Origin of the sequence: Enterococcus sp. AZ009, from assembly GCF_050548785.1 — a bacterium.
In the GTDB taxonomy this organism is placed as follows: domain Bacteria; phylum Bacillota; class Bacilli; order Lactobacillales; family Enterococcaceae; genus Enterococcus_D; species Enterococcus_D entomosocium.
The window spans coordinates 467,058-490,465 of record NZ_CP172960.1; the positions used below are offsets into that span (position 1 = coordinate 467,058).

At 43.0% G+C, this 23,408-nt stretch carries 19 protein-coding genes and 2 pseudogenes; 15 read left to right on the plus strand and 6 right to left on the minus strand.

All coding sequences use genetic code 11. The features are described from left to right. Positions 1-16 precede the first annotated feature (16 nt). The 9 genes from IGJ74_RS02210 to IGJ74_RS02250 are packed head-to-tail and all read left to right on the plus strand — an operon-like array spanning position 17 to position 9,156. Positions 17-1,357 (plus strand): ABC transporter substrate-binding protein, encoded by a 1,341-nt coding sequence (locus tag IGJ74_RS02210; RefSeq protein ID WP_176374312.1) that lies wholly within the window; start codon positions 17-19, stop codon positions 1,355-1,357. 56 nt (positions 1,358-1,413) lie between these two features. Further along, positions 1,414-2,328: a carbohydrate ABC transporter permease gene (locus IGJ74_RS02215; protein WP_034872060.1), complete on the plus strand. Its 915-nt coding sequence runs from the start codon at positions 1,414-1,416 to the stop codon at positions 2,326-2,328. 11 nt (positions 2,329-2,339) lie between these two features. Next, the gene (locus tag IGJ74_RS02220; protein ID WP_005232200.1) at positions 2,340-3,173 is read left to right on the plus strand and encodes a carbohydrate ABC transporter permease; all 834 of its coding nucleotides are present in this window, start codon (positions 2,340-2,342) and stop codon (positions 3,171-3,173) included. 4 nt (positions 3,174-3,177) lie between these two features. Continuing rightward, positions 3,178-3,786: a DUF624 domain-containing protein gene (locus IGJ74_RS02225; protein WP_218193156.1), complete on the plus strand. Its 609-nt coding sequence runs from the start codon at positions 3,178-3,180 to the stop codon at positions 3,784-3,786. Further along, on the plus strand, positions 3,783-5,210 hold the full coding sequence (locus tag IGJ74_RS02230) for a glycoside hydrolase family 43 protein (RefSeq protein ID WP_218193157.1): 1,428 nt from the start codon (positions 3,783-3,785) through the stop codon (positions 5,208-5,210). Before IGJ74_RS02225 ends, IGJ74_RS02230 begins: the two co-directional genes overlap by 4 nt. 3 nt (positions 5,211-5,213) lie before the next feature. Beyond that, positions 5,214-6,197, plus strand: coding sequence for a glycoside hydrolase family 43 protein (locus IGJ74_RS02235; protein WP_218193158.1), 984 nt, complete (start codon positions 5,214-5,216; stop codon positions 6,195-6,197). Beyond that, positions 6,198-7,643, plus strand: a complete 1,446-nt coding sequence (locus IGJ74_RS02240; protein ID WP_218193159.1) for an alpha-N-arabinofuranosidase — start codon at positions 6,198-6,200, stop codon at positions 7,641-7,643. A 4-nt stretch (positions 7,644-7,647) separates the two neighbouring features. Next, entirely contained in the window at positions 7,648-7,914 is a 267-nt protein-coding gene (locus IGJ74_RS02245) for a DUF6171 family protein (RefSeq protein ID WP_087664842.1), read from the plus strand. A 51-nt stretch (positions 7,915-7,965) separates the two neighbouring features. Beyond that, a complete protein-coding gene (locus IGJ74_RS02250; protein WP_218193160.1) occupies positions 7,966-9,156 on the plus strand; it encodes an arabinan endo-1,5-alpha-L-arabinosidase in 1,191 nt (396 codons plus the stop codon). 66 nt (positions 9,157-9,222) lie between these two features. Here the strand turns inward: IGJ74_RS02250 and IGJ74_RS02255 are convergent, their stop codons facing one another. Beyond that, positions 9,223-10,485 (minus strand): glycoside hydrolase family 27 protein, encoded by a 1,263-nt coding sequence (locus IGJ74_RS02255; RefSeq protein ID WP_087664844.1) that lies wholly within the window; start codon positions 10,483-10,485, stop codon positions 9,223-9,225. Positions 10,486-10,605: 120 nt separating this feature from the next. Between IGJ74_RS02255 and IGJ74_RS02260 the strand changes: the two genes are divergently transcribed. The 5 genes and pseudogenes from IGJ74_RS02260 to IGJ74_RS02280 all read left to right on the plus strand — a co-directional run bounded on the left by IGJ74_RS02260 (position 10,606) and on the right by IGJ74_RS02280 (position 17,204). Beyond that, positions 10,606-11,505, plus strand: a complete 900-nt coding sequence (locus IGJ74_RS02260; RefSeq protein ID WP_087664845.1) for a helix-turn-helix domain-containing protein — start codon at positions 10,606-10,608, stop codon at positions 11,503-11,505. Between the two features lie 50 nt (positions 11,506-11,555). Continuing rightward, positions 11,556-13,496, plus strand: a complete 1,941-nt coding sequence (locus IGJ74_RS02265; protein ID WP_087664846.1) for a glycoside hydrolase family 127 protein — start codon at positions 11,556-11,558, stop codon at positions 13,494-13,496. A gap of 153 nt (positions 13,497-13,649) precedes the next feature. Continuing rightward, a pseudogene (locus IGJ74_RS02270) lies at positions 13,650-13,912 on the plus strand (type II toxin-antitoxin system Phd/YefM family antitoxin). Continuing rightward, a pseudogene (locus tag IGJ74_RS02275) lies at positions 13,912-14,179 on the plus strand (Txe/YoeB family addiction module toxin). The pseudogenes IGJ74_RS02270 and IGJ74_RS02275 overlap by 1 nt, the downstream one beginning before the upstream one ends. A gap of 193 nt (positions 14,180-14,372) precedes the next feature. Further along, positions 14,373-17,204 carry an endo-beta-N-acetylglucosaminidase gene (locus tag IGJ74_RS02280; protein ID WP_087664847.1) on the plus strand — a complete coding sequence of 944 codons (2,832 nt, stop codon included), beginning with the start codon at positions 14,373-14,375 and terminating at the stop codon, positions 17,202-17,204. A 130-nt stretch (positions 17,205-17,334) separates the two neighbouring features. Here the strand turns inward: IGJ74_RS02280 and IGJ74_RS02285 are convergent, their stop codons facing one another. The 4 genes from IGJ74_RS02285 to IGJ74_RS02300 are packed head-to-tail and all read right to left on the minus strand — an operon-like array spanning position 17,335 to position 20,736. Beyond that, positions 17,335-17,997 (minus strand): ABC transporter permease, encoded by a 663-nt coding sequence (locus IGJ74_RS02285; RefSeq protein WP_005227316.1) that lies wholly within the window; start codon positions 17,995-17,997, stop codon positions 17,335-17,337. A gap of 4 nt (positions 17,998-18,001) precedes the next feature. Next, positions 18,002-18,922: an osmoprotectant ABC transporter substrate-binding protein gene (locus IGJ74_RS02290; protein WP_008376082.1), complete on the minus strand. Its 921-nt coding sequence runs from the start codon at positions 18,920-18,922 to the stop codon at positions 18,002-18,004. Next, positions 18,922-19,557 carry an ABC transporter permease gene (locus IGJ74_RS02295; protein WP_005227319.1) on the minus strand — a complete coding sequence of 212 codons (636 nt, stop codon included), beginning with the start codon at positions 19,555-19,557 and terminating at the stop codon, positions 18,922-18,924. Before IGJ74_RS02295 ends, IGJ74_RS02290 begins: the two co-directional genes overlap by 1 nt. 3 nt (positions 19,558-19,560) lie before the next feature. Then, entirely contained in the window at positions 19,561-20,736 is a 1,176-nt protein-coding gene (locus IGJ74_RS02300; RefSeq protein WP_008376079.1) for a betaine/proline/choline family ABC transporter ATP-binding protein, read from the minus strand. A gap of 352 nt (positions 20,737-21,088) precedes the next feature. Here IGJ74_RS02300 and queA point away from each other — a divergent pair, with 352 nt between their 5' ends. After that, a complete protein-coding gene (queA, locus tag IGJ74_RS02305; RefSeq protein WP_008376077.1) occupies positions 21,089-22,120 on the plus strand; it encodes a tRNA preQ1(34) S-adenosylmethionine ribosyltransferase-isomerase QueA in 1,032 nt (343 codons plus the stop codon). A gap of 450 nt (positions 22,121-22,570) precedes the next feature. Here queA and IGJ74_RS02310 read toward each other — a convergent pair whose 3' ends face one another. Further along, positions 22,571-23,281 (minus strand): DUF975 family protein, encoded by a 711-nt coding sequence (locus IGJ74_RS02310; protein ID WP_005227331.1) that lies wholly within the window; start codon positions 23,279-23,281, stop codon positions 22,571-22,573. Positions 23,282-23,408: the final 127 nt, after the last annotated feature.

A 23,408-nucleotide genomic window follows, 5' to 3' on the forward strand; every position in this document is an offset into this window, starting at 1 on the left:
TGAGAGGATGGAAAAGATGAACATCAAAAAGGTTATTTTTTCGGGAGCAGTTCTAGGTTTAAGTAGTTTGGTATTAGGGGCCTGCGGAAACAGTAATAATAGTTCTGGTGATGATAGCGGAAGTAAAGAAATTACGTTTATGTTTCGAGGCGGCGAGGACGAGAAGAAAGCCTATGAAACAGCAATTAAACAATTTGAGGAAGAAAATGATGTAAGCGTTAAGATTATTGCTACAGATGCTGATCAATATGCAACAAAACTACAAGCGGCAATCTCAGGCGGTAATATGCCCGATGTTTTCTATGTAGAACAAAGCAATCTAATGGCTTACGTTGATAATGGTGTTTTGCTAGATATTACGGATGAAATTGAGAATTCAGATTTTGATCTTTCAAACATCTGGGAATATGGGGTAAATAGTTATCGGTATGATGGTGAAAAAGTTGGTAGCGGTGCTTTGTATGGATTACCAAAAGATGTTGGACCATTTGCTTTAGGATATAACAAAGACATGTTTAAGGAAGCTGGTATTGATTTGCCTGATACAGATACGCCTTATACATGGGATGAATTCGTTGAAGTATCTAAACAGTTAACGAAGGATTCTGATGGAGATGGAAATCTTGACCAATGGGCAACAGGATTTAACGTAAACTGGAGTTTACAAGCTTTTGTTTGGAGTAACGGAGCAGATTGGATCAACGAAGCCAAAGATACCGTTACAGTCGATACACCAGAATTTGCGGAAGCATTGCAATGGTTTGCGGATCTGCAAAATGTGCATGAACTCACCCCTTCAATTTCTGATGCACAAACATTGGATACGTATCAAAGATGGATGAATGGTGAGATTGCTTTCTTCCCTGTAGGACCTTGGGATATGAGTACGTATGCAGGATTGGATTTTGAGTATGACTTGATGCCTTGGCCAGCAGGCTCTACAGGTGAATCTGCAACGTATATCGGTTCTTTAGGTATTGGTGTTGCTAGCAAAACCAAACATCCAGAAGAAGCAGTGAAATTAGTTGAATATTTAAGTGCATCTGAAGAAGGTCAACAACAATTAGTAGACGCACAGATTCAAATTCCTAACCTGATTGATATGGCTGAAGAATGGGCTTCTGATAAGGACAGTGTACCTAATAATAAACAGGAATTTATTGATATCGTCCAAGATTATGGTCGCGCATTGCCAGTGGCAACCACGTACAATGCAGAATGGTACGATGAATTCTTTATCAATATCCAACCTGTGTTAGATGGAGATCAAACGGCAGCGGATTATTTGAAAGAAGTTCAACCTAAGATGCAAGAAAAACTAGACTCAGCGATTCGCCAACAAGAAACAGCAAGATAGACTCACTGGGGTCACATATCTATGTGACCCCAAAGATTTTTATGGAGGGACGCGTAATGGAACAAGTGGAAATAAAAAAAACAAAAAATAAAAATAGTCTTTATGCAAAAGAGCACAAAGTTGCTTTCTTGTTCGTTCTACTTCCAGTTTTAGGATTTATTTTGTTTTCATTGATACCTTTGGGCTATTCGGTTTATGCTGCCTTTACAGATTGGAACGGTCTAGGGCAAATGAATTTTATCGGTCTTGAGAACTTTCAGAAGCTTTTTAGAGATGAGTACTTCTATAAGACGATGTTTAATACCGTCTTTTTGATGTTAGGAATTCCAATCGGTTTGATTTTGTCATTTATGCTGGCATCAGCACTGAGCAGAGGAATTAAAGGAACGACGATTTTTCGAACAATCTATTATATTCCAGTCATCTCATCATTAGCAGCCATTTCGATTTTGTGGCAATGGGCTTACAATGGTGATTTTGGTTTAGTCAATCAGGTCTTGGATATCTTCGGTATCAGCGGCCCTAACTGGTTGCAAAACCCATCAACAGTCAAACCGGCAATTATTATTATGTCTGTTTGGAAGGGCTTGGGCTATTCGATGCTCTTGTACTTGGCAGCGATTCAAAGTGTGCCAAAAACCTTTTATGAAGCAGCAGAATTAGATGGTGCTTCTTCTTTTCAAAAGTTTCGCAATATCACTTGGCCGATGGTTAGACCAGTCACTTTCTTTTTAGTCGTTACGAATATTATCGGCGGCTCACAAATCTTTACGGAAATAAACATTATGACACCAACTGGCGGACCACAATATAGCAGTGCTACGGTCGTTTGGTATATCTGGCAAAAAGCTTTCAGAAATTGGCAAATGGGTTATGCAAGCAGTATGGCGTTGATTCTAGCAGTATTGGTTTTTGTGATAACAGCATTCCAATTCTATATGAACAATCGTTCAAGCTATAAATTAGATTAGGAGGGAAAAGAATGAAAAAACTGAAAATAAGCAACGTACTCATTATTTTAATTCTCTCCCTTGGAGCAGTTATTATGGTGGGGCCGTTACTTTGGATGATCTCAACATCGCTAAAAGACCGAGCTGGCGTCTTCCAGCTGCCACCTCAATGGATTCCAGACCCAGTACAATTTGATGCGTACAAACGTTTATCTGAGCTGGACACTTTGTTCTCAGGGATTAAAAATACAGTGATCGTTTCACTTTCTGTAACTGTTGTAGGTACTCTGACATCCAGTTTAGCTGCCTTCTCATTTGCCAAATTACGGATGCCGCATAAAGATGCGCTATTTCTAATTCTTTTAGCCGCTTTGATGATTCCCTATCCAGCAGTGATGATCCCGCAATTTATGATGTTCTCCCAAATTGGCTGGGTTGATACGTTATTACCATTGATCATTCCGGGAATGTTTGGGAATATCACGATGATTTTCTTTTTGCGACAATATTTATCTAATATTCCTGATTCGATCGTTGAGGCGGCAAAAATTGATGGGGCGGGCTATTTACAAACCTTTATCCAATTGATTTTCCCGTTGATTCGTCCAGCAGTTGCTGCTCAATTTATTTTATGGTTTATGGGCGCTTGGAATGACTACTTAGCACCATTGATCTACTTGAATAGTCCAGAAAAACAAACATTGCAAGTAGTGATCGCAAACTTAAATGCCGCCTATGCAATTCAAACGGATTATCCGTTGATTATGGCAGCTTCCGTTGTTTCATTACTTCCGGTTTTGATCGTATTTATTATTTTCCAAAAGCAAATTATTGAATCAGTTGCACTTTCTGGAATGAAAGGGTGAGTAGATGTTTCTAAAAGCAATGAACTGGCTAAATGCATTCGTACTTCTGATAGAACTAAATATTTTGTGGCTTCTAGGTATTTTAGCTGGTTTTTTTGTGGTCGGCTTTTTTCCCAGTACTGTTGCTGTCTTAACGATTCTAAATAAAGAGGATCTATTTACAGGCTATTACTCTTATATAGAAGTATTGACTTTATTTTGGAAAAACTATGTGTCAGCCATTCGCTTATACAAATGGCGGGTCTTTATATTTCCACTTATTCTAGGCATTCTCTATTTGGAATTGCTGATTGTGCAGCAAAGTGATCTAATGAGAGCATTTTTCCAATGGCCACTTTTGTTTTTGTTCAGTTATGTGATTTTAGTATTGATCAATTTATCCTTAGTCACTCGATTGAGTAAAGATAAGTGGAGGAAAAAAGCCGTTTTTTCATTGACGAGTCCATTCTTGTTACCAAAAGAATCGTTTCTTTGCCTTTTGATGGTTCTCACATTTTCAATTGTTAGCATGGCGTATCATTGGTTCTTTTTTGTCGCAATTTCAATCTTTTTGTACAGTGCCAGCAAGTGCTTGTTGTCAGGCTATAGCAAGAAAGGATTGTTAAAATCATGATCAAAAAATTTCTTTTCTCGTGTGTTCCTCTAATGGTTCTTTTATCTGGCTGTACTGCTTCTGCAGTTGAAGAAGTCTTGTCCCCTCCTGAGTTTGCCGATGTTAGTGTCCATGACCCATCGGTGATCAAAGCGGATGATACATTTTATATTATTGGATCACATATGCAATTTGCCAAGTCTCAGGATTTGATGAAGTGGGAGCAGATATCTAATTCAGTATCTGAAGATACACTATTTGAGAATATTCGAGAAGAATTGGCAGAAGAGTTTGAGTACGCACAGACAGATACGTTATGGGCTAGTGATATCCAACAGTTTAAGAATGGAAAATACTATTTGTACTATTGTTTGTGTCAAGGAACTTCACCGCTCTCCGTAATGGGAGTGGCGGTATCTGACTCTATTGAAGGTCCTTATGAAAAAGTCGAATCTTTTCTTTATTCAGGAACCTCTCCGCAGTTTGGTGAAGCGTACAATGCAGCGATTCATCCAAATGCGATCGATCCTCATGTTTTTTATGACAATGAAGGAAAATTATGGATGGTCTATGGATCATACTCAGGTGGGATTTTTATCCTAGAAATGGATGATGAAACGGGTTTGCCTAAAGATCGCAATTCTTACGGAACACATTTGATGGGCGGAAATCACAGTCGCATCGAAGCACCATACATTCAATATAATCAAGAAAATGGCTACTATTACTTGTTCACTTCATTTGGTGGGCTAGATGCAGACGGTGGATATAACCTTCGAGTCGCGCGGTCAAAGAATCCCGATGGTCCTTATGAAGACAGCCAAGGAAATCCAATGGCTGAGGTCAAAGGGAAATTTGGAACGGTTTTTGATGACGCAAGTATTCAAGACTTCGGAACTAAAATTATGGGGAACTTCCTATATACCGAAAATACGAGCAATGAAGGGGTGGGCTATGTTTCGCCAGGTCACAACTCGACCTATTATGATGAAGAAACCAATCAATATTACCTGATTTTCCATACACGTTTTCCAAATAGCGGAGAATACCATTCTGTGAGAGTCCATCAAATGTTTTTCACAGAAGCAGGCTGGCCGGTTGTTTCTCCATTGAGATACAGCGAAGAAACGATTGCTGACTATACAAAGAATCAAGTTACGGGTGCCTATACGCTGATTTCCTTTGACAAGTTTTTAACGGATGATTTGAAAGAACCACAGGAAATTACAGTTGAAAAAAATGGCACGATCAAAGGTGATCGCACTGGAACATGGGAACTAGCGGAAAAGAATAGTCAAGAAGATTCAAGTGTGGTTATCGATGACACTGTTTACAAAGGGAAGTTTCTTTCCGGCTGGGATGAAAATCAGCAAAAGCAAGTAATGACATTTACAGGTACCTCCGAAACAGGAGTACCATTATTTATTGTTAGGAATGAGGAGTAAGGTATGGCAAAAGCAAATGCAGAGACAATACAAAATCCAATCGTGTATGAACGAGCAGACCCTTGGGTATATTTACATTCCGATGGTTACTATTATTTTACAGGTTCAGTTCCTGGGTATCAGTCGATTGAACTTAGACGAGCGAAAAGCCTCAATGAACTGGAAGATGCGGAAAGAAAGACGGTTTGGCAGGCACATGAGTCGGGACCAATGAGTGAATTGATTTGGGCACCAGAAATTCATTTTATCGCTGATAAGTGGTATATCTATTTTGCCGCGAGTGATAATGAAGAGATCAGAAATGAAAATCATCATCATCGAATGTTCGTGATTGAAAATAATGCAAGTGACCCTTTTGAAGGGGAATGGGAAGAAAAAGGACAGGTCATCACGCAATTTGAAAGCTTTAGTTTGGATGCAACTGTGTTTGAACATCAGGAGAAACTTTATTATGTTTGGGCGCAACAAGATCCAAGAATTCCAGGAAACTCTAATCTTTATCTATCAGAAATGGAAAATCCATGGACGCTAAAAGGAAAGCAGCTTTTACTATCGATCCCTGAATACCCTTGGGAACAGATTGGTTTCATGGTGAATGAGGGACCAGCCGTGCTTAAGCGAAATGGTAAGATTTTTATCACTTATTCTGGCAGTGCTACAGATGAAAATTACGCTATGGGATTATTGTGGACAGACGAAAATAGTGATTTATTGAATGGATTTTCTTGGCACAAATCCCAAGAGCCAGTCTTTCAAACGTCAGAACGGAATTCTCAATATGGACCGGGACATAACTCTTTTACAAAAGGGGCAGATGGTGAGGACATTTTAGTTTATCATGCAAGACCAGAAAAAAATCAGGTAGGCGATCCTCTGGCAAACCCGAATCGACATGCAGTTGCACAACCATTCACTTGGGATGAAAAAGGATTCCCAGTCTTTGGCGAGCCGGTCGCAAACAATAAATTAGAGATGAAGGTGAACTGATTGACGATTAACATTCAAAACACAAAATCAGGAACAACGATCAGCAAATATATCTACGGTCATTTTGCAGAGCATCTAGGCCGTTGTATCTATGAAGGATTATACGTTGGAGAAGATTCGCCGATCCCAAATAAAAATGGGATGCGGATTGATGTGGTTGAAGCACTGAAAAACATTCAAATCCCTGTGCTACGTTGGCCAGGCGGCTGCTTCGCCGATGAATACCATTGGAAAGACGGGATTGGTCCTAAAGAAAACCGCAAAACGATGGTCAACACCCACTGGGGCGGCGTGACTGAAAACAATCATTTCGGGACCCATGAATTTTTTGAATTGATCAAGCAGCTGGAATGTGATGCGTATGTCAACGGCAATGTCGGCAGCGGAACGGTGCAAGAAATGTCGGAATGGGTGGAATACATCACGATGGATGGCATTTCTCCGATGGCTGATCTTCGCAGAGAAAATGGCCATGAAGAAGCGTGGGAAATGAAATTTTTTGGCGTAGGAAACGAAAACTGGGGCTGCGGCGGCAATATGCGGCCAGAGTATTATGCGGATCTGTATCGCCGCTATCAAACCTATGTCCGCCAATACGGCGACAAAAAAATCTACAAAGTCGCCGGCGGAGCGAATGTCGCAGACTATCATTGGACAGAAACGCTGATGAAAAACGCCCATTGGTTGATGGACGGCCTAAGCTTGCATTACTACGTTCATCCGCAAGGCTGGGAAGAAAAAGGTAGCGCCTTGGAATTTGATGAGGCAGAGTGGCAAGTGACCTGTGAAAAAGCAGCCTACATGGATGAATTATTGACCCGCCACAGCGCGATTATGGACCAGTATGACCCAGAACAGCGTGTGGGAATCATTGTTGATGAATGGGGCACTTGGTTCTCAGCAGAACCTGGTACGAATCCAGGCTTCTTATACCAACAAAATACGATCCGTGATGCCATGGTCGCAGCGATCACCTTGAATATTTTCCATAAACATGCCAAGCGAGTGCATATGGCAAATATCGCACAAACCGTCAACGTCCTGCAGGCGATGATTTTGACAGATGGCGAACAAATGGTGAAAACCCCAAGCTATCATGTCTTTGATTTGTACAAAGTCCATCAAGATGCTGAAACCATTGATAGCCATGGAACCAGCAGCGATACCATTACGTATACGATTTCGAAAAAAGAAGATACGATCCATCTATCGGTTTGTAATTTTGCTACCCAAGGCACGGAAGAATTATCCTTCTCCCTGGAAACAGCGATCAATGAAGTGAAAGAAGCTCGTTATATCGTGGGGGACAAAATGAACGCACACAATGATTTTGATCATCCTGAAGATGTGGTGATCCAAGACTTCACCGCTTACGATGTTAAAGAGAACAAAGTCAGCTTGCGGGTGCCAGCAATGAGTGTTCTAACGATCTCATTGACAGTCTGATCCCATGACTTGTAAAGGATGCGAAGTGAAAGATGCTGCTGCAGCAGCACAGGAAGACATTGAATCCTTGATTGCAGAACAACTTTCTTTAGAAAGCGACTTGGCTTCGCCGGAGATCGTCAGTAGGAGAATCGTTGTTTGTGAGACTTGTCCACTGCGATTGAATCATACCTGTACCAAATGCGGCTGCTTTTATCGGTTTCGCGCAAATTTAGCTAAGAAAAACTGTCCTGCAGGAATGTGGGAACAAACAGGACAGCTCGCCAAGTAGCTGTCCTGTTTTTATAAAATAGCATAAATCAATTAGGAGATGAGGGAAGACATGACAGCGATCAATGGGGTTCATGATCCTACGATTATTGAACATGAAGGCACCTTTTATTTATATTCAACGGACACCCAACAGCCCAAAACGGCAGGTGTACCAATTCGTCGTTCAAAAGATTTGATCCATTGGCAATTTGAGAAACAGGCATTGTCAGAAATGCCTGAACCAGCAGTAAAATGGAGCAAAGCTCAAGGACTATGGGCACCGGAAGTTATCCGCTACAAGGACGAATTCCGTATGTATTATTCTGCTTCGACATTCGGCAGTACCACTTCTTTTATCGGCTTAGCTACAGCATCAGATCCTTTGGGCCCTTGGGAAGATCAAGGAGAGGTTGTTAAAACCAATGCAACTCTTGCACAGCATAACGCGATCGATGCCAATATTGCTTTTGACCGCTCGGGTGAGCAGTGGTTTGTCTATGGTTCTTTCTTTGGCGGAATCTATATTGCTCCATTGAACAAAGAAACTGGAAAACTTCAAGAAAAGAGCTATGGTCAACGGATTGCTTTTCGTCCGAAAACAGTTGATACTGCTATTGAAGGCCCATTTATCTATTATCATCCTGAAACCGATTATTATTATTTGTTTGTTTCTTTCGACTCCCTTAACGATTCGTATAATATCCGTGTCGCCCGAGCAAAAGAAATTACAGGGCCATATCTGGACTGGCATGGTACGGCCATGACGGATCAAGAAAAGACGTCCACCGAAGTAGGGACTAAACTGTTGGGCAGCTATCAGTTCTCAGAAGAACCAGTTGTATACGCTCCTGGTCATAATTCGATCTTTACGCAAACCAATAAAGAAAGCTTCGTTGTGCATCATGCACGGAGAAAACCATTCAGTGACCAATTCCATTTACAGATACGTAAACTCTATTGGCTGGAATCAGGCTGGCCAGTAATCTCTGCTTCAATCTATCAAGGAAGTGTTTCACGAATGCCAGAGCAGGAAACTCTGTTAGGAAAGTGGGAAATCATCCAATTTGATCATGAATCTCAAGTTATATCTTCTCAATTGCAAGAAATAACAGCATTAAAAAAAGAAGGACGAAGTTACTTGTGGGGAGAAAACGAATTTGTCCCATATTATGAGTACATCGACCAAAAAGAAAGGTTGTTTTTCTCTGGAATCAATGATCAAGGCGTAGCGTTTCTTGGTCGAAAAGTGTACGAAGAATAAAAAACAAGCAGCACAATGAGTAGGTTGCATTGTGCTGCTTATAAACGTATACTGCTGCCGGCTTTACTAAATATTGCCTTTTAATAATCGGACACCATGAGTAGGAACCTCAGCATCGGCAATTGTTTGTTCTTTTTGTTGCCATAACTCAGTGCCGCTTTTAATTGGTAGTAAAGCAGCGATCGATTTTGGGATGGTTTGCGTTTGATCAGAAACATTGAAAATGGCATAGTAGACGGCTGTGTCGCTCAACGCCTCCCAAATGATCCACTCTTGATCACGATAGAACTCTTTTTTCGTATGGATTCTTCGATACATTTCTAAGACTTCAGTATTCGTCAATAAACGTAACGTAAAGGGATCGATGTCTGGTAAAGTACCACCGAACATCAATGGAGATTGGAAGATCGTCCATAAACTCATCAATAAGTATTGCTCGTCTTCCGTAAAACGTGTCCAGCTATCACCACCGCCACCATCAACTGCCCGAATGCCGATATGACCCAACGGCAGCATATCACAGTCAGGCCAGTTACCTGGACGGACGAAAGGTGCCCACTCTGCTGCTCGGTCAAACATGGCGTAAAGGGCGTCCCAATGATCCCAAAAGTCATCCGTCAAGCGCCACATATTGGCATGATTTTGAAAGAAACTACCATTTTTGAGGGCAGCTGGTCCGGGAGACAAAGAAAGGACGATCTCTCGACCCGATCGATCGATCGCACGGCGAATCGCTTTGATTTCTGCTTTATGGGCATCACCGTAAATTTTCGAATCGCCGATATCATCCACCTTTATAAAGTCAACACCCCAAGAAGCATATAATTCGAGCAAAGAATCATAATAAAGCTGTCCTTCAGGCAATGAAACATCGACCCCATACATATCGGAATTCCAAGGGCAGATTGAATTCATAGCAATGTCCCGTGCCCGTTTATCTGTTCCTTTGATCGGCGTATTTTGATGAACTGCTTGTCGTGGAATGCCGCGCATGATATGGATACCAAACTTCAGCCCTTTTTGATGCAGATAGTCACCAAGTTTTTTGAAACCAGCGCCATCTTTTGCTGAAGGGAAACGGTTCTCAGCAGGAATCAAGCGAGAATAGTCGTCCATACACAACGGATAAAAATCATTGTACCTTGTAGACTTTGCTTCTGGTTCGCTCCATTGAATATCCACGACGACGTACTCCCAACCATAAGCTTTCAAATGCTCTGCCATAAAATCTGCATGGGCGATCACTTCTGCTTCGGTTACAGAAGCGCCATAGCAGTCCCAAGAATTCCATCCCATTGGGGGTGTTTGTGCAAAATGTAAAAAAGACATTGATTTCCTCCTAGTACGTTTTTCTTATAGTATAGTAAGCAATAAAAAAGAGAGGGAAAGTTTTGTCTACTAGAAATAAAAAAGAAAGAAATCGTCAACGAATGAAAAAGGAGTTGATCAATGGTGTTTCCACAAGAAACAAACTATGCGAAGATTACAGCATACTATAGTGTTGCCCTTGAGCGTTTTTCCATGGATCCACATCAACACCCAGCGTGTGAGATCATGTTTGTGACCAAAGGGAAGTGTAAGATAAAGGTGCAAGATCAAGTAATTGTTCTGGAAAGAAATGATTTCGTTTTCATAAATGCGTTTGTGGAACACGCCTTACTCGTTGAAGGAGATTCCTGCACCTTACTGAATATTGAATTTCTTCTGAGTGAGACACCGTCCGCCCTTTGTGTTCGTGATGTTTTTTCATACATCAAAGGAAATGTACAATTGAATGAGCCTTACGCGAAAAGTCGCGATGTCCGCCAATTTGGACAAGCGATCAAGTCATTGCTACAACTGCTAATGATCGATGATACTCAGGAGCAACCGTCTGCTGAACGGCAATTTACGATCGAGCTCTTGTTTAAGCGGATGTTGATGGAATTAGCCTTTTCATTACGTACGAAAGAAACCAAACGGGGCAATTGCTATGTGAACGCTGCGATCAACTATATTCAACAGCATTTTGATGAAGACATTCAAGTCTCCCAAATCGCAACGGCGGTGGGGATTACGAAAGCCTACTTGCATAAACTCTTTCATGAGCAACTGGGAGTGACGGTCAACCATTTCCTCACTAGTGAGCGTCTGAAGCAGGCAGCATTTTTACTAAGCAATAGTCAGCTGCCGATCGTCGAAATTGCCGCTCAAGCAGGATTCAACAGCAGGCAGCACTTTACCAATACCTTTAAACAGAAAAAAGGCATGAGTCCTAAAGCCTACCAGCTCTTATATAAGCAAACGATCAAAGAGGAGGCAGGGCAACATATCACAGGAGAGGATCCGAACTTTTTATTAATGAAGTAAATATGAAACGAATGATCAAGCATAAAAAAGTAAAAGAATAGGAGAACGAAATGAAAGAATTCGCAATAAACAAGATCCAGCTCACGGACGAGTTTTGGCAAGGATACCAAGAGCTTGTTCGCAAAGAAACGATTCCTTACCAATACCAAGTCCTAAATGATGAAATCGATGTAGATGTTCAAGCAGAACGGGAAGATCCTAATTTGCCAGCTGGGAAAAGCCATGCCTTGGCGAATTTTCGCATCGCTGCAGGGCAAATGGAAGGAGAACATTTTGGCTGGTTTTTCCAAGATAGCGATGTCTACAAATGGATCGAGTCGGCTGGGTATAGCTTGTTGAATACCAGCGATCCGCAATTGGAAAAGACAGTAGATGAAGTGATTGACTTAGTTGCTGCGGCGCAAGAAGCGGATGGCTACTTAAATACCTTCTTTCAATTGACCCGACCGAAGTTAAAATACCGTCAGTTGTATTTCAGTCATGAACTTTATTGTGCGGGGCATCTAGTCGAAGCGGCTATCGCTTATGATCAAGCGACGGGCAAGGATAAATTACTGACCGTGGCAGAGAAAAATATCGCCAATATTTGCACGCATTTTGGGCGGGAGCCTGGAAAAATTCAAGGTGCAGATGGCCATCAAGAGATCGAATTGGCGCTGGTGCGTTTGTATGAATACACTGGTAAACAAACCTATTTGACATTCGCTGATTTCTTTCTTGAAGTACGTGGGGAAGATCCTGCCTTTTACGAAAAAGAAATTTTGAAAAACCAAGCGGATGGCTTATCAGATGAAACGCCAAGGTTAGACCTCACCTACTTACAAGCCTACGATCAACCTAAAAAGCAGCATGAAGCCAAAGGTCATGCGGTACGAATGCTGTATATGGCAAGCGGGATGGCAAAAGTCGCCCAGCATACTCAAGACCAAGCATTAAGAGGCGCTTGCGAAGCGATTTGGGAAGACATCGCCTGTAAGAAAATGTATGTGACCGGGGGCGTCGGCTCAACCGTTCACGGGGAAGCCTTTGTCGGTCCCTATGATTTGCCGAATGATACGATGTATTGTGAAACTTGTGCAGCTATTGCATTGGTGCAATTTTCTTTTGAGCTGTTCAAACTAACCAAGGAACCAAAATATTTAGCGACGATGGAACGAGCGTTGTATAATAACGTCCTTTCTGGTGCGGCAATTGACGGCAAACACTTTTTCTACGTGAATCCTTTGGAGGTTAATCCCCAACGAGATCAAGAAAATCCTGACAAAGGCCACGTCAAAGCCCAACGACCTGATTGGCTCGGTTGTGCGTGTTGTCCGCCGAATTTTGCGCGGATGGTCGCTTCGCTGCAGCGCTTGGTTTACACTTGCGATCAAGAGAAGCTTTACGTGAATTTATTTGTAGCAAGCCGTTTAGAAGAACCTGATCAATTTACGTTTGAACAAACGGGCGGGTTTCCTTTTACAGAGGACCTCACGATTCGCTATCAAGGCATTCCAAAGACGCTCATCATCCACAAACCTAACGGACTAAGTAAGTTTCAAATCGATAGTGAACACGAATGGCAGGAGACGAACGAGGCAATCATCTTTGAGGCAGTCGAAAACGTGACGGCCAATATCCGTTTTGAACAACCATTGCAAATCTTGCGTGCGAATCCTCAAGTTATTCAAGACATCAATCAAGTCGTATTGCAACGTGGCCCCTTCGTGTATTGCATAGAAGAAGCCGACAATGGTCAAGCACTCTGGCGTTGCCGCATCGACCCACAGGCGCTGGAGGCGACCTTTGCGAAAGAGGATACGTTGTTGCCAACTACTTTACGTTTGGCGATCAAAGGCTACCAAAGCGAAGAATGGTCGGGAACAACCCTTTACGAAGAACGAGCGGAAACGGTCATACCTCGTACGTGGCAACTGATCCCATACCATTTATGGGGCAATCGGGGCATTGGCGAAATGCGCGTTTGGCTGCCGCTCGTTGGAAAGGAGTAAGAAGTAAGCATGGCCAAAGAGCTTCCCTAAAAGGGGCTCTTTTTTTCTATGTAAAAATAACGGGAAAAGTTCGCTGTATATGAGTACGTTATTGTATTTTTGATGTACTCAATCAGGTACGCTATAATTATATCAAGAAAAGGAGGAGTGGCAATGGCTAATACAACGATGAATCCTAGCACTGCTCGTAAAAATTTTTATCAGTTATTGAAAGATGTAAATGAAAACCATACTGAAATTGAGATTATTAGTGATCGTAGTGGAAACAATGCGGTGTTGATTGGGCTAGAAGACTGGAGAGCGATTCAAGAAACCCTTTTTCTTGAGCAAACAGGTACTCTAGAAAAGGTACGAGACCGCGAAAAGACGACAGTGGCTTTACGGATATCGATGATATTGATTGGCAAGCTCTTTGATGAGGAGCGATACAGTCACAATCAAAAACTCTGCGAAAGTGGATCTAAGGAAAATCAAACAATCGAATTTAAAAAAAACAGTTTGAAGAAGTGATTCAGGCCTTGAAGGAAGATCCATATATGCCCACGCAGTCTTTTGAAAAGCTGAGACCTACACATGAAGGCAGATATTCACGTAGGCTGAATAGGCAACATCGAGTGGTTTACAAAGTTGATGAGGAAAATAAAGTTGTGGAAATTTATTCTGCATGGACACATTATGAATGAAGTGTGAAGAGCTGATTTTTTAGCTAGTTGACCAAGAGCTTCCCTAAAAGGAGGCTCTTTTTTCTTCGAAACCTAACCTTCTTGGATTTGTTGCATGATTTCTTTAATTTGTTCCTATATTCCTATCTTTGAAAGCGTTATCGTTTTAGTGTAGGAATGTTGGCGAGTTTATGTAAAACAAGGAGGAAGAAGTGTGACAAGGAAAATCAGTAAAGTTGGCGCATCTTTGTTGGTGTTGGCAGCGGCAACGGCAATCGGCGGCTGCACCCAAAGTGAGGCGAAGACAACTGGAAAAGTCGTTTACCAGGAAACAGCCAAAAGTACGTTGGAAAAAGCGATGGACAATCAGCCGGAGTCGTCTTATTGGTTCCCAGAGGATTTGTTGGCATGGTCTTTTGAAAAAGATCCAGATGCGAAATATAATACCAGCGTTGTTCCATTAGCGCAGCGGGCAGCTAAAGAGACGTTGCCGAAGATGAATGACACGCAAACGGCAGAAACCAAAGTCGTAGCGCTTTCGATCATGAATAGCAGTACGAGCGGCAATGCACCACGAGGGATCAATACCTTTGATGCCAATGTCTTTTCTTATTGGCAATACATCGATCAATTGGTTTATTGGGGCGGCTCTTCTGGCGAAGGGATTATCGTACCACCAAGTCCTGATGTAACGGATGCTGCTCATAGGAATGGCGTGCCGGTTTTAGGAACGATCTTCTTTCCACAAACTGCCCATGGTGGGAAGTTGGAATGGCTAGATACGTTTTTAGCTAAGGATGAGGACGGCAATTTTCCGATCGTAGAAAAAATGATCGAAGTTGCCAATACGTATGGCTTTGATGGCTGGTTCATCAATCAAGAAACCGATACGGCGGTCACTAGTTTTGATGATGCAGCGGAAGGTGTCGAACAATCGGGGGCTGATGGTAAAGGACTAAATGAAAGCCACGCCAAAGCCATGCAAGAATTGATCGCCCAATTCAAAGAACAAGCCGACGAGCATTTAGAGATCATGTGGTATGATTCCATGACGAGTGATGGGAAAATGGATTGGCAAAACGCTTTGACGGATAAGAACAAAGCCTATTTGGTGGATGCAGAGATGAACCCATTGGCAGATAGTATGTTCTTGAATTTCTGGTGGACCACTGACAAACTGGCGGACAAAGAGCTGTTGAAGGCCTCCAATGAAAAAGCCCGTGAAATCGGCGTCGATCCTTACGATCTTTTTGCTGGGATCGATGTACAAGAAAATGGCTATGCAACGCCTGTGCGCTGGGATCTGTTTACGGATGAAAAAGGCGTTCCTTATACCTCATTGGGCCTGTATGTGCCTAGCTGGACCTATTCTTCTGCTAGTACGCCGGATGATTTCCAAAGCAAAGAGAATGCTTTTTGGGTCAATAACACGGGCGATCCTCGGGAAAGCCAGCTGCCAGAAGCGACAGAGTGGCCTGGAATCTCCACGTATGCCCTGGAACAGACCGCTATCACAGAGCTGCCTTTTGTGACGAATTTTAGTCTGGGTAATGGCTACAACTATTTTATCGACGGAGAAAAAGTGTCCAGCCGCAATTGGAACAACCGAAGCTTGCAAGCTGTTTTGCCGACCTATCGTTGGGTCTTTGATCATGGAAAAGATAATGATTTGGCTGTATCAATCAATTATGCGGATGCCTACAATGGCGGAAATGCACTGAAACTACGTGGACAGATGACAAAAGGCAGTACCAGTCACATGGCATTGTATCAGACAGCATTTCCTGTGACGAAAAAGACGAAGCTAACAACGACTGTCAAAGCAACGGTACCGACAACTCTTGATTTGGTCGTGACCTTAGCCGATGGTTCGACACAAACAATCAAAGGAGACAAAGGGGTCGCAACAGACTGGACGACGATCACCTACTCATTGAAAGACATCAAAGGAGAAGTGACAGCGATCGGTTATGACATAACCACGAAAGAAACCAGTGATGTCTATGAATTGAATTTAGGGCAATTAACGATCGGAGATCAGAAAGCGGAGAAATTCGCTGCCGAAGCATTGACGGTTGAGGATGTGCTCTTTGATGAGGAAGAGGGCAACTATGCGGGTGTCCGTTTAACGTGGGAAGCTGCCAAGGACAAGACAGCTGCGGTTTATGAGATCTACCAATTGAACGATGACGGCTCACGCTCTTTCTTAGCAGCTACGCCAGCAACCAACCACTATTTGAATGCCGTTGAACGTCCAAAAGGGACGAAAACCAAGTTCGCGGTGGTGGCAGTGGATCGCTATGGCAATCGTGGCAAGCTATCAGATACGGTGGAGATCACTTGGCCGAACAATCAGCTGCCAAAAGCGGCCTTTACAGCCTCTAGAACCTTGGCAGCACCGGGGGAAACGATCACCTTCACGAATACCTCATCTGCGAATGCTGAAGCATTCGAATGGACGTTTGAAGGCGGCGATATCACGAGCAGTACAGAAGAAAATCCCCAAGTGACCTATTCGGAACCAGGTACCTACAAAGTCACGCTTGTTGCCAAAAACGAAGCAGGAGAGACCCCTCTGGAAATGGCGGGATTGATCACGATTTCTGCTGATGCGCCGAAAGAGTTGCTGCTGCTTTCAAAAGATGCCGAAGCAACTGCTTCATCGTTTGTCAATGATGCCGAAGCACCGGCTTTTGCCCTCGATGGTGATTTGAGTACGAAGTGGTGTGCGACAGGCAATGCGCCTCATGAGTTGATGATCGATCTCGGTCGGCCACAAACGGTCAGTGAAGTACGCCTCGCTCATGCGGAGGCTGGTGGAGAAGGTCCAGACATGAATACGCGGGCGTATACGGTGCTCGTCAGTGAAGATGGCAAAGACTATGAGCCAGTTTCACGAACGTTGAAAAATGAAGCCGGCAATAGCACCAATACGTTTGCCGTCCAGAAGGTGCAATATGTAAAAATCAGTATCGATAAACCAACACAAGGAGCAGATTCGGCAGCCCGAATCTATGAAGTCGAAGTATACGGAATGGATAAATAGCGAAAAAGAGCAGGGCGTTAAACCTAAGAAGGGAAGCGTCTGAAGCATGCTTTTCTGAAAAATGACCAAACCCAAAAAGCCGTTGCGACCAATAAATGGTCACAACGGCTTTTGCTTTTTGCAAATAAGTTTAGCGTGACGTACGGCTGGCTGGATCTAAGCGGCGTTCAATAAAGCTCAATCCAAGATCCGTAATGATCGCCATCAAGGCAGTTGGTAAAGCACCGGCTAAGATGATCGATGCACCATCCGTCGCATTGGTTCCACGGATGATGATGTCCCCCAGTCCACCAGCACCAACGAAAGCCCCAATAGCGGTGATACCGATCGCCACGACTAAGGCGTTTCGAATCCCTGCCATGATCACCGAAACAGACAATGGCAATTCGATCATATACAATCGTTGCCAGCTAGTCATCCCCATCCCTTTGCCGACATCTAACGTATTGCGGTCGACTTGGCGCATGCCGGTATAGGTATTTTTGATGATCGGTAACAAAGAATAAAGGAAAATCGTTAAAATCACGACATTCACACCTAAGCCCATGCCGATCATTAAAATCGAGATCATCGCTAAAGATGGAATCGTCTGGATGATATTGGCGAAACGAATCACCCAATCTGCCAAACGCATTTTTTTAGAAATCAAGATCCCGATTGGAATCCCGACGATTGAGGCAAAAAGTACCCCGTAGATTGAAATCAAGAAGTGACGAATGAACTGGGCAAAAACATAGCCGCCATTTTCTTGAAAATAGAAAAGAAATTGTTGGAATAAATTCATGTCTGCCATTTCGTCACTCTCCTTCGAAGTAATTATTTTCTTCTAAGAAACGTTCGGCAACTACCGTTGGTTCTAGAAGGTCATTATCCACTTGGTAATTCAATTCTTGCATTTTTTCGGTATCAATTTTGCCTGCTAATTTGTTCAGGGCATCGCCGATTTCAGGTGTTTCTTTCAATAATTTGTCATCGACGATCGGTGCGGCATCATAAGGCGGGAAGAAGTTTAGATCATCTTCTAGCATCACGAGATCGTAACTGCCGATCCGGCCGTCGGTTGAGTACCCTAAAACGATATCCATTTTTCCGTTATCAACAGCATCATAGACGAGACCGATCTGCATCGGTAGGATATTTTGGAAAGAGAATCCATAGGCTTCCTGGAAGCCATCGTACCCATCGCCGACCCGTGTGATCCACGCGGTATCGACCCCTGCGACCAATTGATCTGCGACATCTTTCAAGTCACTGACTTTTTCCAATCCGTATTTTTCGGCAGTGTCTTTCCTGACAAGAAAGACATATGTGTTATCAAAGCCGTAAGATGGGAACCAAGTCTGTTGGTATCGTTTCTCAAATTCTGATTTGACTTTGTCAAAGGCGGCTTGCGGATCAGATTCTGGTTCCAACCCTAACGTCGTGGTCAAGTCAGTTCCTGTGTAGCGGGCAGCTGAGATCGACGCATCGCCATTCATCATCGCTTGGTGATTGATGGTCGTTGTTGCTAAGTTGTTAATGACGGTTGTGTTTTTATCCGTATAGTGTTCGACCATACCGGCAACCACCGCGCCAAGAATTTGGGCTTCGGAAGTGATCCCGCCTGTGATCGCCACGGTATTCTCATCAGAAGTCGATGCTAAACCGGGAAAGGAACAGCCAGACAGTAAAGCGACACTTAAGGAAAACAACAGCGCTAATTTTGAAGTTTTTTTCATTACGCATCCCCCCTTAAGGCAGCTGGTGTCAGTTTGTTTTCTAACAAACCCAGTAACCAGTCAGCTAATAAAGCAAAGATCGTCACTGGAATCGTCCCAGCAAAAATCAAAGGCGGTTGGTAGTTGTTTAGTCCGCTAAAGATCAAATCACCAAGTCCACCGGCACCGATGTAAGAAGCCAAGGTAGCCCAGGCTAAAACATACACGGCCGATAAGCGGATCCCTGCCATGATCGTTGGGATCGCTAGAGGTAATTCCACACTGATGATCGACTGCAAGTTGGTCATCCCCATCCCTTTGGCAACATCGCGGTAATTCCAATCGACTTTTTTCATTCCAATGTAGGTATTTCGCAAAATCGGCAACAAGGAATAAATGAAAAGAGCGACGATAGCAGGGACTTTTCCGACACCTAAAATCGGGATCATCAATGCCAATAGGGCCAAAGAAGGCACGGTTTGCAACGCACTGGTGATGCCGATCACGATCGTTGCTGCTTTGGGGAAACGGGTCAAGATCACACCGATCGGTACGGCAACAAGAATCCCTAAGAGCAAAGCCGCAAAGGAAATATACAAATGTTCAAGACTTTTGGTGACCAATTGGCCGCCATATTCATTAAAGAAGCTTTGCATGCGCTAGACCTCCTCAGTTTCTTCAGGTTTCGCCGACTCAATGGCTTCCATGATCGATGGCTCATCGCCCCAAATCACGTCATAAACGATATCAACTAAGGAAGCACGGGTCAAAATCCCAACTAAATGTTTGTCGGCATCTACTACTGGGACATATTTTAAGCCGCGTTTTAAGATGCGTTGCAAGGTATCCCGCAACAAGGCGGTTTCGCGAACGAAAAAGACATCTTTGTTCAAGATATCGCCGACACTAGTAACTTTGCCACGGTTGCGGTCGATGGATTCGACATCGATGTAGCCTTTTAGCACGTTGCTATTGTCGGTAACAAGCAAGGTATCGACCCGTTTTTCCCGCATCAAGTGAATCGCTTCTTGTATGGATTTTTCTGGTGTGATAGCGATCGGGGTATTTAACATTACGTCTTTGACTGGCGTCGTGTCAGGTTTTGCTTGTAACAAGCGGTCTTCACCGATCAATTCTTCCACAAACGGTGTTGCTGGGTGTTGCAGAATATTTTCTGGTGTATCAAATTGAATGACTTTTCCTTCACTCATGATCACGATACGGCTAGCAAGCTTCAATGCTTCGTCCATATCATGGGTAACGAAGACGACGGTTTTTCCAAGCCGTTCTTGCAAGTCTTTAACCAAATCTTGTAAGGAGTCACGAGTGATTGGGTCTAGTGCGCCAAAAGGCTCATCCATTAAAATGACATCTTGGTCAGCTGCCAAGGCACGGACAACACCGATCCGTTGCTGTTGCCCTCCAGACAATTCGTTGGGGTAACGGTCGAGCATTTCTCGTGGCAATTCCACTAAGTCGATCATGCGCTCGGCAGTTTTGTTGCGTTCTTCTTGGCTGACTTTTAACAATTTTTGAACCAATGTGATGTTTTCCCGAATCGTCATGTGAGGCATCAAACCGATGCTTTGGATCACATAGCCGATTTGACGGCGTAACTCCACTGGGTTGATCTCTGTAACGCTTTTTCCATTGATCAAGATTTTTCCTTTAGAAGGATCCGTCATACGGTTGATCATCCGCATACAAGTCGTCTTTCCGCTACCACTTGTCCCGATGAAGCAAATGAATTCGCCTTTTTCAAAGGAAAGATTCACATCTTCAACAGCGACTTTACCACCTTTGTAAATTTTGGATACCTGCTGAAACTCAATCATGATGTCACCTCTATTTTTATTTAAGCAATCTGAATAATGGCTTATAATCTGTACTAAGTATGCCGAAAAGTCACGTGTTATTCAAATAATCTGCCCATTTTTTTCATAATTGTATAGACAAAAACGAAAATAGCGCCATAAGCAAGTCCAAATTAAGGAGCGATGCATAGAGAAAAGAAGCAGCGAAAATATGTCGTTATTTTTCATTGGAAAAAGGGGTGCTTTTTTGCTGAAGGCCTTAGCAGCAGTCTCTTTATTTTTTTCTAAGAAAGGGCAGAATTAAAAGCTGTTTTTTCAATTTTTATAAAAACATGCTAGAATAGAGAAGAATTTAGGGAAAGAGAGGAACAACATGCTTACAACTGAAGATTTTGATTTTGACTTACCGGAAGAACTGATCGCTCAAACGCCATTAAGTGATCGCTCAAGTTCCCGTTTATTAGTGGTTGACCGCGAGACTGGCAAATTTGAGGACAAGCACTTCTATAACATCATTGATGAATTGGAACCAGGGGATGCCTTGGTGATGAATGATACGCGGGTATTACCAGCTCGTATCTATGGCGAAAAACAAGAAACAGGTGCCCATCTGGAAATCCTTTTACTGAACAATATTGAAGGGGATACGTGGGAAACCTTGATCAAGCCAGCCAAAAGAGCCAAAGTCGGCACGAAGATCACCTTCGGCGACGGACGATTAGAGGCAGTGGTGGAAGAAGAGCTCGATCACGGCGGCCGGATCATTCGTTTTCAATACAAAGGAATCTTTTTAGAGATTCTGGAATCGCTTGGCGAAATGCCGTTACCGCCTTACATCAAAGAACGGCTAGAAGACCCAGACCGCTATCAAACGGTTTATGCCAAAGAAAACGGCTCAGCGGCCGCACCAACTGCCGGCTTGCATTTTACCCCAGAATTGCTAGAGCAGATTGCAGCGAAAGGCGTCAAGCTGGTTTATCTGACTTTGCACGTTGGTTTAGGAACGTTTCGTCCAGTCAGTGTCGATAATATCGCTGATCATGAGATGCACAGCGAATTTTACCGTTTGACAGAAGAAGCTGCCGCACAATTGAACGAGGTTCGGGCAAATGGTGGCAAGATCGTTGCAGTCGGAACGACTTCGATCCGTACATTAGAAACCATTGGGACCAAGTTTGATGGGCAAATCAAAGCCGATAGTGGGTGGACGAGTATTTTTATCACGCCAGGCTATCAGTTTAAAATCGTGGAAGCTTTTTCTACCAACTTCCACCTACCAAAATCAACCTTAGTGATGTTAGTCAGTGCCTTTGCAGGACGCGACCTAACACTTTCTGCCTACCAGCATGCCATCGATGAGCGATATCGCTTCTTTAGCTTTGGCGATGCGATGTTCTTAAAATAAACAAAAAAACTGAGCGACGTAAGCGGCTCTTTAAGTTGAATCAATTTCTCAACTTTTAGAACTGCTTTTTTTGTCGCCCAGCTTACTACTAGAGGAAGGTATAAGTGGTGGTCGCTTTTTGTGGTCCATGCAAAGCAATGTTTCTCGAAAATTTGTTTTCATTTACAAACTTACACATGTTTCGTGTATTCCGATACAAAATGAGACGTATCATTTTTCGATATGGAAATGTTCGATCCTTGTTACGTTTTTCTTCTTGTTACTTTACACGTTTGGTACTAGGTGAAACTTGTACGTTCAACAACTTTTAGTAGATTGAGTTTGCGATATTTACGAAAACCACCAACAGAGTTGCTACCTTCCTTACACGTATACTATAACACGAAACGGAAGCGTTTGCAAAAGAAAACGATTCTTTTCTTCAAAAAAAAAGACCGGCGAACCGATCTTTTAAGCAAGTGCTCGTTTAGGCAGATTGTCATAGAATGCTGCTTTGGTTGCACTGATGTATGGCGTCAACCATAAGTAGCCAATTCCTGCTGTCATGATGGCCAAAATGTGCCAGCCGATGAAGCTCAGATCAAGGATGAACAGTTGACCTTTGTAGCCTTTCATTAAATGACGGCTACCTGTGATGCAGCTGAGAAAATCTGGCCGCATGCCCGTTTCTTCATAGGTATCATAAAAGACAAAATATGCTTGAGAATAAGAATAAGCTTTAATGATCCCAGGAATGATAAACAGGAACGTCCACAACGTCGTGAAAATAGTCGACAGAATATAGATGACGATGATCCCTAACACGAAAGCGCCACTGAAGCCGCGAAAGACATCAGAAAAAGGCTGGATCGATTGCTTCTTACCGCGTAAAATGTCAAGGAAAGTCCAAGAGATCCCAGCACCGAATAAGGCAGAAAATAGACCGCTGATCAAACCGCCACCACTGCCGCTGCCACTTCCTCCTGCGGAATTGACTGCGTCAGTGGAACCAAGATCATTAAACATACCGCTTTGATACAATGGAATAACAGCAAGAACGATAATGACGAGTGCGATAGCGATCGAGATCAAAGTCGGTACAATACACATCAAAACACTGTCTTTCCAGCGGCCTCTCAGGATTGCTTTTGCTTCTGCTTTTAGTTCTCTATTTGATTTCATTTCAAAAAACCTCCCTTCAATATAAATAACATGATAGCAAACTTTCGCTAAATCTTCAAAAAAAAGTAATAGATGTTTCGCATAACTAGGAGAAAATACTCTTAGTTTCTTTAAACTTCCTTGCAAA

Bases quoted from the DNA above. Each gene is read 5' to 3' on its own strand.
- IGJ74_RS02235 (WP_218193158.1), top strand. From the start codon at position 5,214: ATGGCAAAAGCAAATGCAGAGACAATACAAAATCCAATCGTGTATGAA.
- IGJ74_RS02285 (WP_005227316.1), bottom strand. From the start codon at position 17,997: ATGGCAGACATGAATTTATTCCAACAATTTCTTTTCTATTTTCAAGAA.
- IGJ74_RS02260 (WP_087664845.1), top strand. From the start codon at position 10,606: ATGGTGTTTCCACAAGAAACAAACTATGCGAAGATTACAGCATACTAT.
- IGJ74_RS02210 (WP_176374312.1), top strand. From the start codon at position 17: ATGAACATCAAAAAGGTTATTTTTTCGGGAGCAGTTCTAGGTTTAAGT.
- IGJ74_RS02220 (WP_005232200.1), top strand. From the start codon at position 2,340: ATGAAAAAACTGAAAATAAGCAACGTACTCATTATTTTAATTCTCTCC.
- IGJ74_RS02230 (WP_218193157.1), top strand. From the start codon at position 3,783: ATGATCAAAAAATTTCTTTTCTCGTGTGTTCCTCTAATGGTTCTTTTA.
- IGJ74_RS02300 (WP_008376079.1), bottom strand. From the start codon at position 20,736: ATGATTGAGTTTCAGCAGGTATCCAAAATTTACAAAGGTGGTAAAGTC.
- IGJ74_RS02225 (WP_218193156.1), top strand. From the start codon at position 3,178: ATGTTTCTAAAAGCAATGAACTGGCTAAATGCATTCGTACTTCTGATA.
- IGJ74_RS02250 (WP_218193160.1), top strand. From the start codon at position 7,966: ATGACAGCGATCAATGGGGTTCATGATCCTACGATTATTGAACATGAA.
- queA (WP_008376077.1), top strand. From the start codon at position 21,089: ATGCTTACAACTGAAGATTTTGATTTTGACTTACCGGAAGAACTGATC.
- IGJ74_RS02265 (WP_087664846.1), top strand. From the start codon at position 11,556: ATGAAAGAATTCGCAATAAACAAGATCCAGCTCACGGACGAGTTTTGG.
- IGJ74_RS02290 (WP_008376082.1), bottom strand. From the start codon at position 18,922: ATGAAAAAAACTTCAAAATTAGCGCTGTTGTTTTCCTTAAGTGTCGCT.
- IGJ74_RS02295 (WP_005227319.1), bottom strand. From the start codon at position 19,557: ATGCAAAGCTTCTTTAATGAATATGGCGGCCAATTGGTCACCAAAAGT.
- IGJ74_RS02215 (WP_034872060.1), top strand. From the start codon at position 1,414: ATGGAACAAGTGGAAATAAAAAAAACAAAAAATAAAAATAGTCTTTAT.
- IGJ74_RS02245 (WP_087664842.1), top strand. From the start codon at position 7,648: ATGACTTGTAAAGGATGCGAAGTGAAAGATGCTGCTGCAGCAGCACAG.
- IGJ74_RS02310 (WP_005227331.1), bottom strand. From the start codon at position 23,281: ATGAAATCAAATAGAGAACTAAAAGCAGAAGCAAAAGCAATCCTGAGA.
- IGJ74_RS02255 (WP_087664844.1), bottom strand. From the start codon at position 10,485: ATGTCTTTTTTACATTTTGCACAAACACCCCCAATGGGATGGAATTCT.